Origin of the sequence: Microcoleus sp. N9_A2 (genome assembly GCF_036701775.1) — a bacterium.
GTDB lineage: Bacteria > Cyanobacteriota > Cyanobacteriia > Cyanobacteriales > Microcoleaceae > Microcoleus.
The window spans coordinates 33,171-48,129 of the sequence record NZ_JAUBRH010000004.1 but is presented as its reverse complement, the minus strand read 5'-3'; the positions used below and the strand labels follow the sequence as shown (position 1 = coordinate 48,129).

General features: G+C 46.8%; 13 protein-coding genes. 3 read left to right on the top strand and 10 right to left on the bottom strand.

Annotated features, from left to right (window positions below; translation table 11 throughout):
- Positions 1–113: 113 nt before the first annotated feature.
- The 8 genes from QUA44_RS03395 to QUA44_RS03360 all read right to left on the bottom strand — a co-directional run bounded on the left by QUA44_RS03395 (position 114) and on the right by QUA44_RS03360 (position 7,910).
- A complete protein-coding gene (locus QUA44_RS03395) occupies positions 114–1,055 on the bottom strand; it encodes a M23 family metallopeptidase (RefSeq protein ID WP_333248545.1) in 942 nt (313 codons plus the stop codon).
- A gap of 695 nt (positions 1,056–1,750) precedes the next feature.
- Positions 1,751–1,978: a hypothetical protein gene (locus QUA44_RS03390; RefSeq protein ID WP_333248460.1), complete on the bottom strand. Its 228-nt coding sequence runs from the start codon at positions 1,976–1,978 to the stop codon at positions 1,751–1,753.
- A 52-nt stretch (positions 1,979–2,030) separates the two neighbouring features.
- Complete coding sequence (locus QUA44_RS03385; protein ID WP_333248462.1) at positions 2,031–3,557, bottom strand: phosphomannomutase/phosphoglucomutase; 1,527 nt, start codon at positions 3,555–3,557, stop codon at positions 2,031–2,033.
- Positions 3,558–3,889: 332 nt separating this feature from the next.
- Positions 3,890–4,966, bottom strand: coding sequence for a D-hexose-6-phosphate mutarotase (locus QUA44_RS03380; RefSeq protein WP_333309493.1), 1,077 nt, complete (start codon positions 4,964–4,966; stop codon positions 3,890–3,892).
- Positions 4,967–5,297: 331 nt separating this feature from the next.
- The gene (locus QUA44_RS03375) at positions 5,298–6,035 is read right to left on the bottom strand and encodes an SDR family oxidoreductase (protein ID WP_333248467.1); all 738 of its coding nucleotides are present in this window, start codon (positions 6,033–6,035) and stop codon (positions 5,298–5,300) included.
- A gap of 59 nt (positions 6,036–6,094) precedes the next feature.
- Positions 6,095–7,156 (bottom strand): NADH:flavin oxidoreductase/NADH oxidase, encoded by a 1,062-nt coding sequence (locus QUA44_RS03370; protein ID WP_333248469.1) that lies wholly within the window; start codon positions 7,154–7,156, stop codon positions 6,095–6,097.
- 36 nt (positions 7,157–7,192) lie between these two features.
- Positions 7,193–7,357, bottom strand: coding sequence for a glutathione S-transferase family protein (locus QUA44_RS03365; protein WP_333248471.1), 165 nt, complete (start codon positions 7,355–7,357; stop codon positions 7,193–7,195).
- A 388-nt stretch (positions 7,358–7,745) separates the two neighbouring features.
- Entirely contained in the window at positions 7,746–7,910 is a 165-nt protein-coding gene (locus QUA44_RS03360; protein WP_333309491.1) for a hypothetical protein, read from the bottom strand.
- A 196-nt stretch (positions 7,911–8,106) separates the two neighbouring features.
- Here QUA44_RS03360 and QUA44_RS03355 point away from each other — a divergent pair, with 196 nt between their 5' ends.
- Positions 8,107–10,422: a cation:proton antiporter domain-containing protein gene (locus QUA44_RS03355; protein ID WP_333248475.1), complete on the top strand. Its 2,316-nt coding sequence runs from the start codon at positions 8,107–8,109 to the stop codon at positions 10,420–10,422.
- Positions 10,423–10,659: 237 nt separating this feature from the next.
- Here QUA44_RS03355 and QUA44_RS03350 read toward each other — a convergent pair whose 3' ends face one another.
- Positions 10,660–10,872, bottom strand: a complete 213-nt coding sequence (locus tag QUA44_RS03350; protein WP_333248478.1) for an Hfq-related RNA-binding protein — start codon at positions 10,870–10,872, stop codon at positions 10,660–10,662.
- Positions 10,873–11,185: 313 nt separating this feature from the next.
- Between QUA44_RS03350 and dapF the strand changes: the two genes are divergently transcribed.
- On the top strand, positions 11,186–12,028 hold the full coding sequence (dapF, locus tag QUA44_RS03345; protein ID WP_333248480.1) for a diaminopimelate epimerase: 843 nt from the start codon (positions 11,186–11,188) through the stop codon (positions 12,026–12,028).
- A 93-nt stretch (positions 12,029–12,121) separates the two neighbouring features.
- Positions 12,122–13,267, top strand: a complete 1,146-nt coding sequence (locus QUA44_RS03340) for a hypothetical protein (protein ID WP_333248482.1) — start codon at positions 12,122–12,124, stop codon at positions 13,265–13,267.
- A 356-nt stretch (positions 13,268–13,623) separates the two neighbouring features.
- Here QUA44_RS03340 and QUA44_RS03335 read toward each other — a convergent pair whose 3' ends face one another.
- Positions 13,624–14,958 carry a hypothetical protein gene (locus QUA44_RS03335; RefSeq protein ID WP_333248484.1) on the bottom strand — a complete coding sequence of 445 codons (1,335 nt, stop codon included), beginning with the start codon at positions 14,956–14,958 and terminating at the stop codon, positions 13,624–13,626.
- Position 14,959 lies beyond the last annotated feature (1 nt).

The window sequence follows — 14,959 nt, the reverse complement described above, 5'->3', positions numbered from 1 at the left end:
TTTTATACAAATCCTAACTCAATACGGATAACCCCTGAACAGTTATCTGCACACCCCAGCCACAAACTTACCCCATAATTGACGGCTTTATTCGTCAAAATCCGTAAAAATTCCTACTCAACTCCCTGAAGGCGCCAAGGTACAGGATCGACGGACTGCCCATGCACGTAAAGTCCCCAATGCAGGTGAGGGCCTGTCGAAGCCCCCGTTGACCCCAGAGCACCAATTACTTGACCGGCTTTCACGACATCGCCTTCCTTGACATCAATCCGGCTGAGGTGCATCAAAATACTTGCTACCCCTTGACCGTGGTCGATACCAACGACATTCCCGTGGATTTTGAACCCTTGGGATTCGCGTCCCACTAGAGACACCCGACCTGCTGCTGGTGCGACTACAGGGGAACCGTAAGCACCCGCGTAATCAACGCCGCGGTGGTAGTAGTCCTGAGCAAATACCCCATTATAATACCGCCGCACCCCGTAAATACTGGTGATTTCGCCGGAGTTGGGGCGCAACAATTTGCCGTCCCAAAATTTTTCGGGTGTCACCAGTGCTTTAAATGCGTCTACGCGATCAAACTCCGCATCTGTACCTTCCTCGTCTTTCCCAGGCGGTAGCCAGATGGATTGAGTGGGAAAATTTCGATCGCGCACTTGCACGCTCAATTTTTGCACTTGTCCGTCACCTGTGACTTGAAGAAGGCGGGCACCGGCTTTCTCAACCGGCGTCGTCGGCAGCAGGGCCCGAAAGCGTCCGTTGCCGATCGGAAACGCGGGGTAGTTTTTTTGCTGGAGAGAAACTTTGGGAGTTTCGCCACCGTTACCGTCAACCTGAATCATTACTGACAGCGTATCTCCCAGTTCGGGATTTTTCGGGGTCACAACTACCTGCAAAGCTTGCACCGGCAGGGCAAAACTTAGAATGCCAGCAACAATTCCCCCGATTGAACTGGCGGTTAGCTTGTTTGCTTTCAACTGCCGCCACCGCAAAATCAGACTTGTAATTATTTCCGTACTTAGCCCGCACTTGTCTCGATTCACAGTCATTACCATCACTAGCTGTCCTTAACGTTTCTCTCGCGGAGATATTTTCAACTATCTAGACTCACTATAGCAATCCTCAATCGGTCGATAGAAACAGCCGTAGTTCTGTTGACTGTTGACTGTTGATAGTTGATAGCTACCCCTACCTGGAAGGAAGAGGATTGGAGTAATGAATAGTCTTCTTTTAATTTCTCCCGATCGGGCTTTGGGCTTTAAACCAATTCTTTCTGGTAAAAAGCTTGGGAAACTCAAAAATTTGGAGATGAGAGACTAACTTAAATAAATACTTAACTTGAGGTGATAAGAATAATAAAAATTACCGTAGTGCGGGGAGGAAAACCCGCTTGAGGCAGACTGTCACCCTACCGTTTCCACCACAAATCCAGGAAAGCCGAAGTTTTAACCGAAACACTCTTCATCTATAGCCGGATGGGATTATATTTTATAATCCATAGCTACTCTTGCATAACTTTCCACAATTAGTATTAGTTATAGTTGACGGCGCTGCGACATAATTATTATTGTTAACTCGTCGGCTGTTAAATTAATTCTTTCTTGGCAGTTTACTTTCTTAGAACCTTCCTCAAAATTTCTAGTTGTAGCCTACTTTTTAGGAAAATACTACTGATTCCCAAATCTGAGATCTCCTAGCTAAAAGGGTATGAGATAAAAATCGAGAATTCCTCTAGTCTTATTACCGAGATTTATAGAGATTCAAAGGTAGCGGTGAAGCCATTTAAGGTTAAGCATTCTTCCATAAATTCTTCTACATCATTGACATCCTCAAGCTGATACTCCATGATGCGTTGAGCATCGCCTTTCATCTTTTTGGAAGAAAGAGGTGTAGCCGGATATTTATCTGCGATCGCTTTGAAAGCTTTAGAATGGGTATCCCAGCTTGCAGCAGAACATTTTATGATTAAAAGCCACATGATTAAATTCCTCATTAGGTTTGGTTAACTAATAGTCTGACCAAAGAAAAAGTTAGCTCGATAGTGCCGACAAATCAAGGGATTCTGTGGTTTGGAAAAAAGCTAAAAGCCGAGCCACTATGCGAGCTACACCACCCTTAACATTCGACTCAACATTCAAAGGCATCACTGGATCGTGGAGTGATAAGCGTAACAGAAACCAGCCGGATTCGCTAGCTGAGGTGCAGGAAATTCTCAGACCTTCGTAGTTATTGGGAACTATTTTCCAGTCTGCTTGCGTTGAGACAAATTCTTGCAGTTGCTCAATAACACGATCGCCGTGAGCCTTGAAATCATCTACACCAAGTTTAATCCGAAATTCTGCACTTTCTTCCGGTTCTTTTAAATTCGCAATTAAATCTGGCAAAGATTGGTTTGCTAGCTTTGACTTAGCCAATTCAATCAATAATTTGCTGACCAAATAAGCGCCATCATCCAAAAAGTAATTTTCTTTCAAAGCTCCATGTCCAGAGGTTTCAATCGCCAGCCATGATTCCTGTCCGGCTTCATTGAGGCGAACCGACTCGTCAATCACATTTTTGTAGCCGCGTTTAAAGCGATGGTGAATCCCTTTTATATCCTGTTCGATGAATTGTGTCAAGCCATCGGAGGTGATAGAATCGGTAACAATGGTAGAGCCTGGGTGTTCTTGTAATACGATCGCAGAAATCAAGGCAATTAAGCGATTGCGATTGAGTTCCTTGCCAACTTGATCGACGGCCGCACTGCGATCGACATCGGTATCAAAAATAATCCCAAAATCAGCTTGATGTTCAATTACCGCTTGACAAATCGACTGCATTGCCTGTTTATCTTCGGGATTTGGCACATGATTCGGGAAAGTACCATCGGGTTCTAAAAACTGACTGCCCGTGGTGTCTGCACCTAAAGGTTTTAAGACTTTATCAACATAAAAACCGCCAGCACCATTGCCTGCATCTACAACAATTTTTAATCCTGTCAGCGGCTGCTCAAAATTATCGGGATGATTGACTGATTCCCTAATCTTGGTGACAAATTGGTTAGCATAAACGGAGATAAAATCATGCTTTGTAATCTTACCTGGCGATGAGGCTGGCTGAAAGTAATTGCTTTGGGCTAGTGTTAAGATATCTGTAATATCCTGCTTTTGTAAGCCACCTTTGGCGGTGAAAAACTTTAAGCCATTTCGATTAAATGGCAAATGGCTAGCAGTGAGCATAATCGCGCCGTCGCAATCAAAACCAGGGGTAATTGTACTCATAAACATGGCGGGGGTTGAGGCCATGTCAAAGTCGTACACTGTTGCACCAACTGAGGTGATTCCCTCCATGACTGCTTGCATTAAGGTTGGCCCTGATAGGCGGCTGTCACGCCCGATCGCGATCGTTAATTCGGCCGCTGGCTTATTGACTTTTTGCACCAGCCAACTGACAAAGGATTTACCTAAGATTGTCGCAATTTCGGGCGTTAGGTTGACTGTTTCATTGGGAACGCCTTCGAGGGCGATACCGCGAATGTCTGATCCATTTTGAAGTTTTGTCCAGTTGAAGATTTGCATAATAATTGATGGTAAGTAAAAAGATCGGAGTCGGCGGTTAAAACCGATCGTACAAACTTTCGTTTGCCGCTAGACGGTTCGACTCAGCTTCGCCGAAATTCTTTCACGGACTAAGAAATAAAGACGGGAGAAATCTAGGATTTGGTATTATTAGTCATTACGGTGACAGAGTTTTTCAATTCAATCAGCTAAGCGGCATTTAAGTTGTATTTAAAGAAACAATCCCCGTCTTGTGGGTGGGATTTGAGCAACGCCCAAAATATCCAATTGAAATGTTGACCCGCTTACTGAGACTTTTGACCCCATCACCGCTAAGCTTAAGCTCTAATTCCTTAGTCGCGTTCAACGCTGTAAATGGCCTGCAAGCGGAACTCACCATGAGCGGGAACTTCCACAATATCTGTAGCTGCATTGGTAGTTTCTACGCAGAGTAAACGCTGATAATCTGCATCATCAAGGTCGGCCATACTTGCAGAAATTGTCACCCAGGGATTCCATACTACGACGGATTTACTACCCGATGATTTAATGCGAATCTGACGATTGAGGGCGCTATCGTCAATGACTAATTCCTTGGTGACATCAAGATAAATGCGATCGACTTCACCTGTAATTGCTACTGCACCCACTTGAGTTTTTTCGACACCACCATCAGCTTTATCAAGATACTGGCTATTTTCTAAACCCAAAACCTGCACCCGGTTGATATCGCCGACTTGGAAATAGGTGTGGAAAGCTTGGGTGAGGGGAAATGCTTTGTCGCCCTTATTGCGGGTGATTAATTCTACAGTGAGGCTGGTGCCGATCGTAATTGCGATCGCCAATTCAAAGGCTTGCGGCCAAATTGCTCTAGTTTCATCGGTATCCTTGAGTCCTAGAGTGACTTTGGTTGCGCCGTCTGGGGTTGTGGCGGTTTCCAGCACATTCCAGAGGCGATTCCGCACAAACCCATGACTCGGACGCCCCAAGGCTTCGGGATCTGGGCCAAACCAGGGCCAACAGATGGGTATACCGCCTTTGATGGCTTTCCCTTCGGCGTAGTAGGCTTTGTCGCTGACGAACATCAAGTCTGTGGTTTCGGTGGCTGGTTGAAAGGAGAGCACTTGACCGGAATACACAGAAATTAAGGCTTTGGCTTGACCGTTGTCGATGTGAATCATCGGGAAACCACCGTTTCCCGTGGCGAAGGTGAGGTGGCCGGCAATGCCGTAGTCTGTGTTTAATGGGTCAATACTCATGCTGTTAGCTTGGTGAATTGCTTTACAATTATCCGATATTATGGTTGCGAGATTGATTAGATTGTTGAGTTTGACCTGGGAGGGTGCGATCGACACAACGATGCCCTCAGAGAAACGAATTGGAGTGCCAACCGATCGCGAGGGGATGTGCGATCGAACCCACCGACGCACCTTGCTGATATCTGGGTAAGCAAGCTAATGCAGCAGTTGATCAAAAGACGGCGCAGCCGCAAAACCCCGCATCTTTTCGAGGGTGATTATCCGGCGACAATTGCCAGGGATGCGCCGCAAACACGGCTGTTTGCGCTGTCCGACTGACTGCATCGGCTAGCGTTGGGATCGAAACTTCACTTGTTAGCGACGGAGTTTCGCCGAAACCCGGTAAGTCCAGTGCGATCGCTTCCGGTTCGGCGTTAGTGAATCAAGCTATGGACGATCCAGGAACAGTTCAGCCTTTGAGCCGTATTCAATTGAGAATCGATCGACTCTGAGGCGCGCCACTTCACAACTCCTGACGAGTCGGGCGGATGATCATTTCGTTGACATCCACATCACCGGGCTGCTCAATGGCATAGGCAATCGCCCGGGCGATCGCATCAGCATCAATGGCGACTGAATACAACTGATTTATCCCTGATGCCGTCTCACCATGAGTGATGGTACTGGTTAACTCAGTCGCAACCGCACCGGGGGAAATATTGGTAGAACGAATTTCACCGTTTGACTCCAGCCGCAGCCCTTCGGAGATTGCTCGCACGGCATACTTGGTAGCACAGTAAACTGCCGCCGCCGGAAATACTTTGTGCCCTGCAACGGACGACAAGTTGATTACATGGCCGGACTTCTGTTGGCGCATAGTCGGCAGCACCGCAGCGATGCCGTAAAGCACGCCTTTAATGTTGACATCAATCATTTGATCCCACTCATCGACCTTAATCTGGTCGAGGGGAGACAGGGGCATTAAACCCGCATTGTTGACCAGCACATCAATCCGTCCATAGGTTTCCAGCGTTGCGTCCGCCAATGCTTGCACCTGAGCGCGATCGGCAACATCGGTGACTCGATAGGCAACGGTGCCACCTGTTTTTTTGATCGAAGCCACCAAGTCTTTGAGCCTATCTTCGCGGCGGGCAGCAAGCATCAGTTTGGCTCCGCTGGCGGCTAAACGATGAGCGGTGGCTTCACCTAAACCGCTACTTGCTCCTGTAATGATGACAACCTTGTTTTGAATCTCAGACATATTCACTCCTGTTTGTTGATTAAATCGGCTCACCTAAAACCGATCGCAAATCCGCTTAATTACCAAGCGCGATCGTATTGAATAGGAGCAGGAACGGATTGACGTAGTTGCTTCGCAGCCCGCATCGGCCAATAAGGATCGCGCAGCAGTTCTCTGGCAAGTAATACCATATCTGCTTGGCCTGTACGAATGATGTGGTCAGCCTGCGCGGGTGCAGTAATCATACCAACTGCTCCGGTGGCGATGTTGGCTTCGCGTCGAATGCGATCGGCAAAAATAGTTTGATAACCTGCACCCGTCGGAATCTTTTCACCCGGTACAATTGCGCCTGATGAACAATCCATTAAATCAACGCCCAGTGACTTTAATTTATCGCTGAGTGCAATACTTTGTTCAATGTCCCAACCATTTGGAACCCAATCGGTTGCAGAGATGCGAACCCAAAGCGGTGTTTGATCCGGCAAAACATTTCGCACCGCTTGTACAACTTCACATACAAACCGGATGCGATGCTCAAAACTGCCACCATAGTCATCAGTCCGTTGATTGCTCAAGGGAGACATAAATTCATGCAGTAGATAGCCATGAGCCGCATGAATCTCGATTACGTCAAATCCGGCTGCGAGGGCGCGTTGGGCTGCGCTGACAAAGAGTGTCGTCTGCTTCTGAATGTCTTCGATACTCAGAGCGGTCGGGGCGGGGCTATTGGGTTCAAAAGGAATGGCGCTAGGGGCGATCGAAGTCCATCCTCCTTGAGATTCTGAAAGCACATCGCCGCCATCCCACGGAGGCGCTGTACTGGCTTTTCGACCTGCATGAGCCAGTTGAATTCCAGCAACCGCACCGTTGCGGTGAATTAACTCGACGATTCGCGCCAACATTTCAATGTGAGCATCTTGCCAGATTCCCAAATCTTGTGGCGTAATTCGTCCTTCAGGCTCGACTGCCGCTGCTTCCGTCATCACCAGCCCTGCCCCTCCTACCGCTCGACTGACAAGATGAACCAAATGCCAATCATTCGCGAATCCATCCACGCTTGAATATTGACACATGGGAGAAACTGCAATGCGATTTCGGAAGCTAACGCCACGTTGATCCAATGGCTCAAATAAATGCGACATGGTTGTAAACCCGTGAGTTATATAAATGCACAGATGTCAAGTACAGACTTTCTTGACACTGGGAAGTTGACTGACTTCATTCCACCAAGTCTGCAGCGAAGAACTTTGCGCGATCGTTGCTTCGTACTCTGGGGTCTGCGAGAGGTAGGTGAAGACTGGAATTAGGTAGAAATCGGCAACGCTCAGTTCGTGACCGAGCAAATACGGACTGCCTAAATAAAGTTAGGGACTCCCTACTTTAGCGCCGTCTTTACAGGTGCGACGGCAGCTTTGTCCAACCTACATCCCTAATGGACTGGTCATTTTGAGGTATCAAGAGCAACGACACAATTACTTGTCTAAAACCTAAATCTTTAGTGTTAGCAAAACCGGGAATTACTAGAAAAAAACACCAAAGTGTCAGAGTAATTATCCAGTATATCGGGTAAATCCGCAAGTATGGCTTGACTAAAAACGATTTTAACTAATTATTTTTACCAAAAAAAATGGTTTAAAGCCGGAACCCATAAGCGGGAGAAATTAAAAGAAGACTATTCATTACTCGAATCCTCTTCCTTCCAGGTAGAGGTCGCTATCTTGCGGTCAACTGTCAACTGTCAACTGTCAACTGAACGATCGCCAATCTGTGAACGTACACCATGATCAAACCGCTCACTACAAAAAAGTAATCAACATAACTCCACCCAGCCTCAAATTGATTAAAAAAAGTAACTTGATTTAATCTGTCCGCCCTCATCAGGTTGAGGTGAAACATTACCCCCAATAAAGCCCCAATGCGTCGATCAACTTGCAAGAGGTTAAGCTTTTTGTGAGGAGTGAAACTCTTTAGCCTCAAAAAATACCGGGTTATATAGTTGCAGTTGCCCTGGCTCACCAACTACAGTCAACCCACTAAACATAGTCAACACATTAGATACTATAATATAACTTTATACTTTTTTCATAAAGTTGTGCAAGAAGACTTCCGACTGATCGTTGACTTAGTTCTAGTTCTCGCTGCTGCCGCTGCAGGAGGACTCTTTGCATCGCTATTGCGACAGCCGGTAATTCTCGGGTATCTCCTGGGAGGGATCGTAGTTGGGCCGGCCGGTTTGGGGCTGATTAAAGAATTAATTCAGGTAGACACCCTGGCTGAATTCGGGGTTGCTTTTCTGTTATTTGCCTTGGGAGTGGAATTTTCTTTCGCCGAACTCCAGAAAGTAAAAGCCATTAGTTTGGGCGGGGGGGGCTTGCAAATTGTGCTGACGATCGCCATTACTACTGCAATTTCCTTGGCTGTAGGTTGGGTAGAATCGCCCGCCCAAGGCGTGTTTTTAGGGTCGATTCTGTCGCTTTCCTCTACAGCAGTTGTACTCAAGTGCTTGATGGAACGCAACGAAAGCGGTACTTCCCACGGTCAAGTCATGCTGGGAATATTAGTAGTTCAAGATTTGGCCTTGGGGCTAATGCTAGCAGTTTTGCCGGCACTCAATCAGCCAGCAGAAGCGATCGGCATGACGGTAGCTTGGGCTCTGCTGCGGATCGGCTTATTTGCTGCAGGTGCTGTAATTGCAGGCATTTGGATTGTCCCGCAGTTGCTGCGCTATCTCGCGAAAACAGAAAGCCGCGAACTATTTTTGCTGGGAGTTGTGGTTCTGGCTTTAGGTATTGCGCTGCTGACAGAATATTTGGGTTTCTCGATCGAGATGGGCGCATTTGTGGCGGGTTTAATGATTTCGGAGGTGGAATATGCCGACCAAACTCTAACTTACGTTGAGCCTTTGCGAGATATTTTTGCATCCTTATTTTTTGTCACCATCGGTATGTTAATCGACCCGATGTTTCTCTGGAGCCATCTAGAAGTAATTCTGGGACTGGTATTTATAGTATTTGTCGGCAAATTCTTGATCATCGCGCCACTCGTTAGGCTATTTGGTTATCCACTAAAAACAGCATTGATCGTAGGTTTGGGCTTAGCTCAAATCGGAGAATTCTCCTTTGTACTCGCTAGTGCCGGTCAAATGATGGGGCTGGTTTCGCGGGACGTTTACCTGTTAATTTTAGGAACGACAGCAGTCACCCTCGTGCTAACTCCGTTTGTATTGAGAAGCGTGCCGCAGTTATTGAAATGGGCGGAAAATTTCGGGCCTTTGCAGCGCTATTTTGACGAAACATCTCAACCTGTGGCAATAGCTGAAACTTTGCCGGAACAAAATTATGTTGTGGTTTGTGGCTACGGGCGAGTCGGCAGAATTTTAGTCAAAATGCTGCAAAGTCGCAACTGTTCAGTTGTGGTGATCGACGAGTCAGAAAGTAGAATTCAAGAGTGCAGAATGCAAGGAATTCCTTACATTTACGGGAATGCTGCCAGCTTGCACGTATTGGAAGCTGCGCGGGTGGAACGGGCAAAAGCCATGGCGATCGCCCTTCCCGATCCCATGAGCACTCGCTTGTGTCTGAAGCGGGCTTTAGAATTAGTCCCGGATTTGGATATTGTGGTGCGGGCAAACCAAGATAAAGACATCGAACTGCTTTACCAACTGGGTGCCTGGGAAGTAGTGCAGCCGGAGTTTGAGGCCAGTTTAGAACTGTCTTCCCACTTGCTGGCTAGTATTGGGATCTCGGCAATGGCGATCGGGCGGGAAGTGCAGCAAATTCGCAGCAGCCGCTATCTGGAATTGCGGCCACCGCGCGAACCTTTGGCGATTTCGCGGGATTTGAAAGTGGCGGTTCGAGATATGAACAGCGAGTGGTACAGTTTGCCGCAGGGTTCTCCCATCACCAGCATGACTCTGGAAGAAACTAACTTGCGACAGTTGACAGGGGTCAGCGTGATGGCGATCGTCCGCGAGAATGGCGAGGAAATTGATTATCCTAACGGGAAGACAGCTTTGCAGCCGGGCGATCGGCTTTTTGTAGTGGGAGAACCGGAAGAACTCATCAGTTTTGAGTTGCTGGCGAAGGGGGAAGTTGCAGTGCCGCAGGGCGACAGTTCTTGCCAGTGGCTGAGGCTGCCAGCAAACAGCCCTTGGGCGGGCAAAAAACTGTCAGAGGTAGATGTACTCGCCCAGTACGGCGTGCAGGTGCGGGCGATCCGCCGGGAAGGGAAATTTACTCGCTGGCCGGACGGAACTAGCAATTTGCAAGAAGGCGATCGTTTGCTGCTGTGCGGCGGCTTCTACGAGCTCGGCTTGATGCAGCGGACGGCCTCACCGCCGGTGCCGCAACCTGCTTTAAAGCTGCCTTTGGTCAAGGCCCAAGTCATCGAAAAGCTGTTTAGCGATTAGTCAGCGGGCAGTTGGCAGTTGGCGGTTGTCAGTTGGCAGTTGTCAGTTGGCAGTTGCCAATTGGCAATTGGCAATTGTCAGTTGGCAGTTGACTGTGGTGAGCTTTCCAGCGAACAGTCAACAGCGAACAGTCAACTGCCAACTGACAACAGTCAACAGTCAACAGTCAACAGCGAACAGTCAACAGCGAACAGTCAACAGTCAACAGTCAACTGCCCCATTCACCATTCCCCACTCTCAGCCGTTGGGTTTGAGATAAGCAATTGCTGGTCGCGAGATCAGAATTTGTGTTTCTGAGGGATCGAGGAGGCAAATGCAGCTATTATCCTGCCAAAAAATTCTGCCAGCTATTAAGTCGCCGGTCAGGAGTTTGATCTCCACCTGTTGTTTGTCTTTGATGTAGCTTTGTATTAAGCGAATGCTGGGCAATCCGGTTTCAAATTCAGACATAGTTCAGAAAAATATAGTCAAATATTACCTTAAACCATATTCTTCTGTTTATACCGTTTAACCCTTACTGCCGCAATTACAAGTGCCTGTACCCGATGAGAGAGAAACCAGTTGGCGGTTACTTTTCGACTGATATTCATTGAGCCATTGACATCAGCATTAATTAGATATCCCTGTAGAGTTATAAAAATTATATTTGTTTATATTTGACTAGAAAGGACTATAAATTGCATAAAGTTTTATAATACTGGGAAATGGGTAATTTGGTCGCCAAATTATCTAATCAGTTTTAACCAAAAGAGGTTTGTTTTTTATGCCGATCGAGTTTGCGAAGTATCACGGACTGGGCAATGATTTTATTCTGATTGACAACCGCCACTCCTCGGAACCGGTGATAACACCAGAACAAGCTGTCGAAATGTGCGATCGACATTTTGGCATTGGCGCAGACGGCGTGATTTTTGCTCTTCCGGGTCAAAATGGCACTGACTATACGATGCGGATTTTTAATTCCGACGGTTCGGAACCGGAAATGTGCGGCAACGGGATTCGCTGTTTGGCTAAGTTTATCGCCGATTTGGAAGGATCAAAGGCGAAAACTCAGTATCGCATCCACACTCTGGCGGGTGTCATTAGCCCGGAATTGCGATCGGACGGTCAAGTTAAGGTGGATATGGGAGTTCCCCGGCTGCTGGCTGCGGAAATTCCGACAACTTTGGCCGCACCGGATGCTAAAGCTATTGATGTGCCGATCGAGGTAGCGGGTAAATCTTGGTCTGTTACCTGTGTCAGCATGGGTAATCCTCACTGCATTACTTTTGTAGACGATGTTTCGGCTGTTGCTTTAGAAACTGTCGGGCCTGTGTTCGAGCACCACCCAGCCTTCCCGCAGCGCACAAATACCGAATTCATTCAAGTAATACGATCGAACTACGTAAAAATGCGGGTGTGGGAAAGGGGCGCAGGTGTTACTCTAGCTTGTGGGACTGGTGCTTGTGCTGCTGTGGTGGCTGGGGTGTTGGTCGGAAAGTGCGATCGGACAACTGCTGTTGAACTCCCCGGCGGCGTTTTGGAAATCGAATGGGCCGAAGTTTCTGGGCGGATTTACATGACCGGGCCGGCACAGCAAGTATTTACTGGCTTTATTGCTAATTAGTGTGTTAACAGTCAACAGTCAACAGCGAACAGTTAACAGTTAACAGTTAACTGTTCAAACAATGAAAATCTCAAATTGAGTAGGTGGACTTGCATGGCTGGAGGTATTTATCTGATTCAGGACGACGACAGGCTGGTTGAAATGATGGAACAGCCCTACGACTCGGAAGACCAGTTACAAGACTTGCTAGTAACTTATCCTAATTTGATCGCGGGAGACCAAATCGATCGGGCGACGGCGCGCAGGTGGCTGTTAATTTCGCGGGAAGCAGCAGCGCCCACCGATGAGGAAACAGCCGTCCAGTGGTCGCTGGATCATTTATTTCTCGACCAAAATGCAGTTCCTACTTTGGTGGATGTCAGGCGCACTCCTAATGCCGAACTGCGGCAAAAAGTTTTGGGTCAGTCGATCGACTATGCTGCTAATGCGGTAGTTCACTGGCCAGTCGATTCAATTATTGCTCTGTTTGAAGCTAATTGTCGCGATCGGGGCCGCGATCCAGAACAGATTTTTGAAGAGTTTCTGGGCGCGGATGCTAATGAAGATAGGTTTTGGCAGAAGGTTAAAACTAATTTGCAAGCGGGTAAAATTCGCTTAGTGTTTGTCGCTGACGAGATTTCCGCTGAAATGCGCCGAGTTGTGGAATTTCTCAACGAACAAATGGACCCGGTTGAAGTTTTTGCACTGGAAATTAAGCAGTATGTAAGTGAAGACGGTTTGAAAACTTTAGTTCCCAGAGTGATCGGTCAGACAGCGGAAGCACAGCAGAAAAAATCCAGCGCAACGCGCGAAAGAAGGCGCTGGGATGAATCTTCATTTTTTGCGGAAATCAAAGCTAGACGGGGCGCGGACGAGGCGCAAATGGCAAGAGCAATTTACCTTTGGGCTAAAAGTCAAGAACCCGAAGTTCAAATCCACTGGGGAACGGGGGATGCCTACGGCGGTTTCGCCGCTCAATTGCCTCAAAGGGGAAGAAAACCCTATCAGTTATTCACTGTAGATATTGCTGGCAGAATGGAGATTTCTGCTGATAATTACGGTTCCCAGCCGCCGTTTAATGCGGAACAAAATTGGCTGGAATTGAGAAGTAAGCTGAGTTCGATCGGTCTGTCGCTACCTACAGAACCTGGGGAGAGAAGGTCTCCGAGTTTGGCTTTGTTTACTTTGCAGGATGAATCTGCACTCAAGCAAGTTATGGAAACTTTTGACTGGGCGATCGAGCAAATTAAAACCTTATAGTTGCACTCAGAGATGATAGAAACGGAGGACACAGCAGTGCCGTTTCCCTACCCCCATTAATTGTAGGGAAACGGCAGTGCCCATTAGTGTCAACTTAACGTAAAACCGATAGTCCGGCAAGGGTTGAAACCCCTGCTTCAAAGCTAAAGTCCTCTCAAAGAGGACTAATGAGTTTTTCAGTCCTCTTTGAGAGGACTTTAGCTATTAGACAGGGAATTCATTCCCTGGCGGACTGCCGGGTGGGCGGGATGACTGGCGCACAAAAAGCTTAAGTTGACACTTATGGGCACTGCCGTGTCCTGATTGTGGGTAATATTAATTCCGATGCTACCGGATTTGATATGACACACTTTACCCTATGTGCTGGGTAGTATGTATATGCCCGGTTCAGTGTCTGGCCCAGGCAGAATTTCACGGCTGCTTTTAACACCTTTACTTTCGCACAGATTTGCAAACGATTCTAAACCTTCTAATCTTGCTGAAAGTTCACTCAACCCATCCAAATATTCAGCTACAGCAATTTGGCGATGTGTCCATGTTTGATCAAATTTAGCAGAATTATAGGACATTTCAAACTCTACATCAACATAATTTTTTTTGCCTCGGATTTGGTCAGGAGATAAAGTGCGATCGCTTGGTGATATTTCCGTAATTCGTTCTACTCGTTCTGAGGTAATATGGTTTTTAAACCGAGAATTAGTAAAGCGATAAGCAGTAGATAGATAAGTGTTTTCATCATTGATTAGTGCCTTACCCCATCTTTCCGCGACTTGTTTAAATTGGGGGATTTGTAACGCCAGTAATTCTTTAGCTTCTTGATGTTTCCCTATTTCTAAGAGAAGATTGGCTTCTGTTGCTACGGCTACAGCCCAACCTTGAATAGAAACATCAGCATTAAGCATAATTTCAGCATCTAATTCTGGGGTAGCTTGCATGGCTTGATTACTGAGAAATAATCCCACACTAGAAGCTGTTTTAATGGCAGCTCTCGGTGATTCATCAGGAAAAAGAGAGCGATCGTAAAGTTCAGCTTTTAAAGCTGCAATTTCTTTAATTAGCATGGCTTGATGAAGATGGGAAATAGCTTTAGCAAGGCTTTTTTGCTTTTGGCGGCTGTCTTCTACCAATAAATACAGATAGGCCAATTGTCCAGAGATAATATTTAAGCCCTCGTCAACACTATTTAAGCGATTATCAATATGATTAAAACCTGCTGTTAAGTTATTTTTAATCCCATTTAAGCCAGCTTCAACACGGTTAAAGCCTTCTTCCATTGACTGTTGAATGTGACCTAAATTTTTTTGTATTTGGTGCAGTTTATAGCCCATATAGGCAAAGCCCGCAATACTGACACCAAGGTTTAAAACACTTGCGCCCGCAGCAATTTGACTTAGCCCCATCACTGAGGATAAGGTTTTTTCAATACCGATTAATTTACCCTCGACACCTATTAATTTATGATAGTTAAGCCCATGACCAATAACATCAATTCCTGCCACAATGGGAGAAAAGGGAACAGTCATCAGTTTGCTAGTCAGTCCGGGAGTTTCGGCTAAATGGCGGACAATTTGACCACCATTTACAGTTCCCGCAGCCCATCTAATAACGCTTCCATACCGTTGCATGGAACCATCAAGTAAACCCTTGATAATTTCGGGATTGTTAACTAACAGAGTGGTATCAATCAGCATT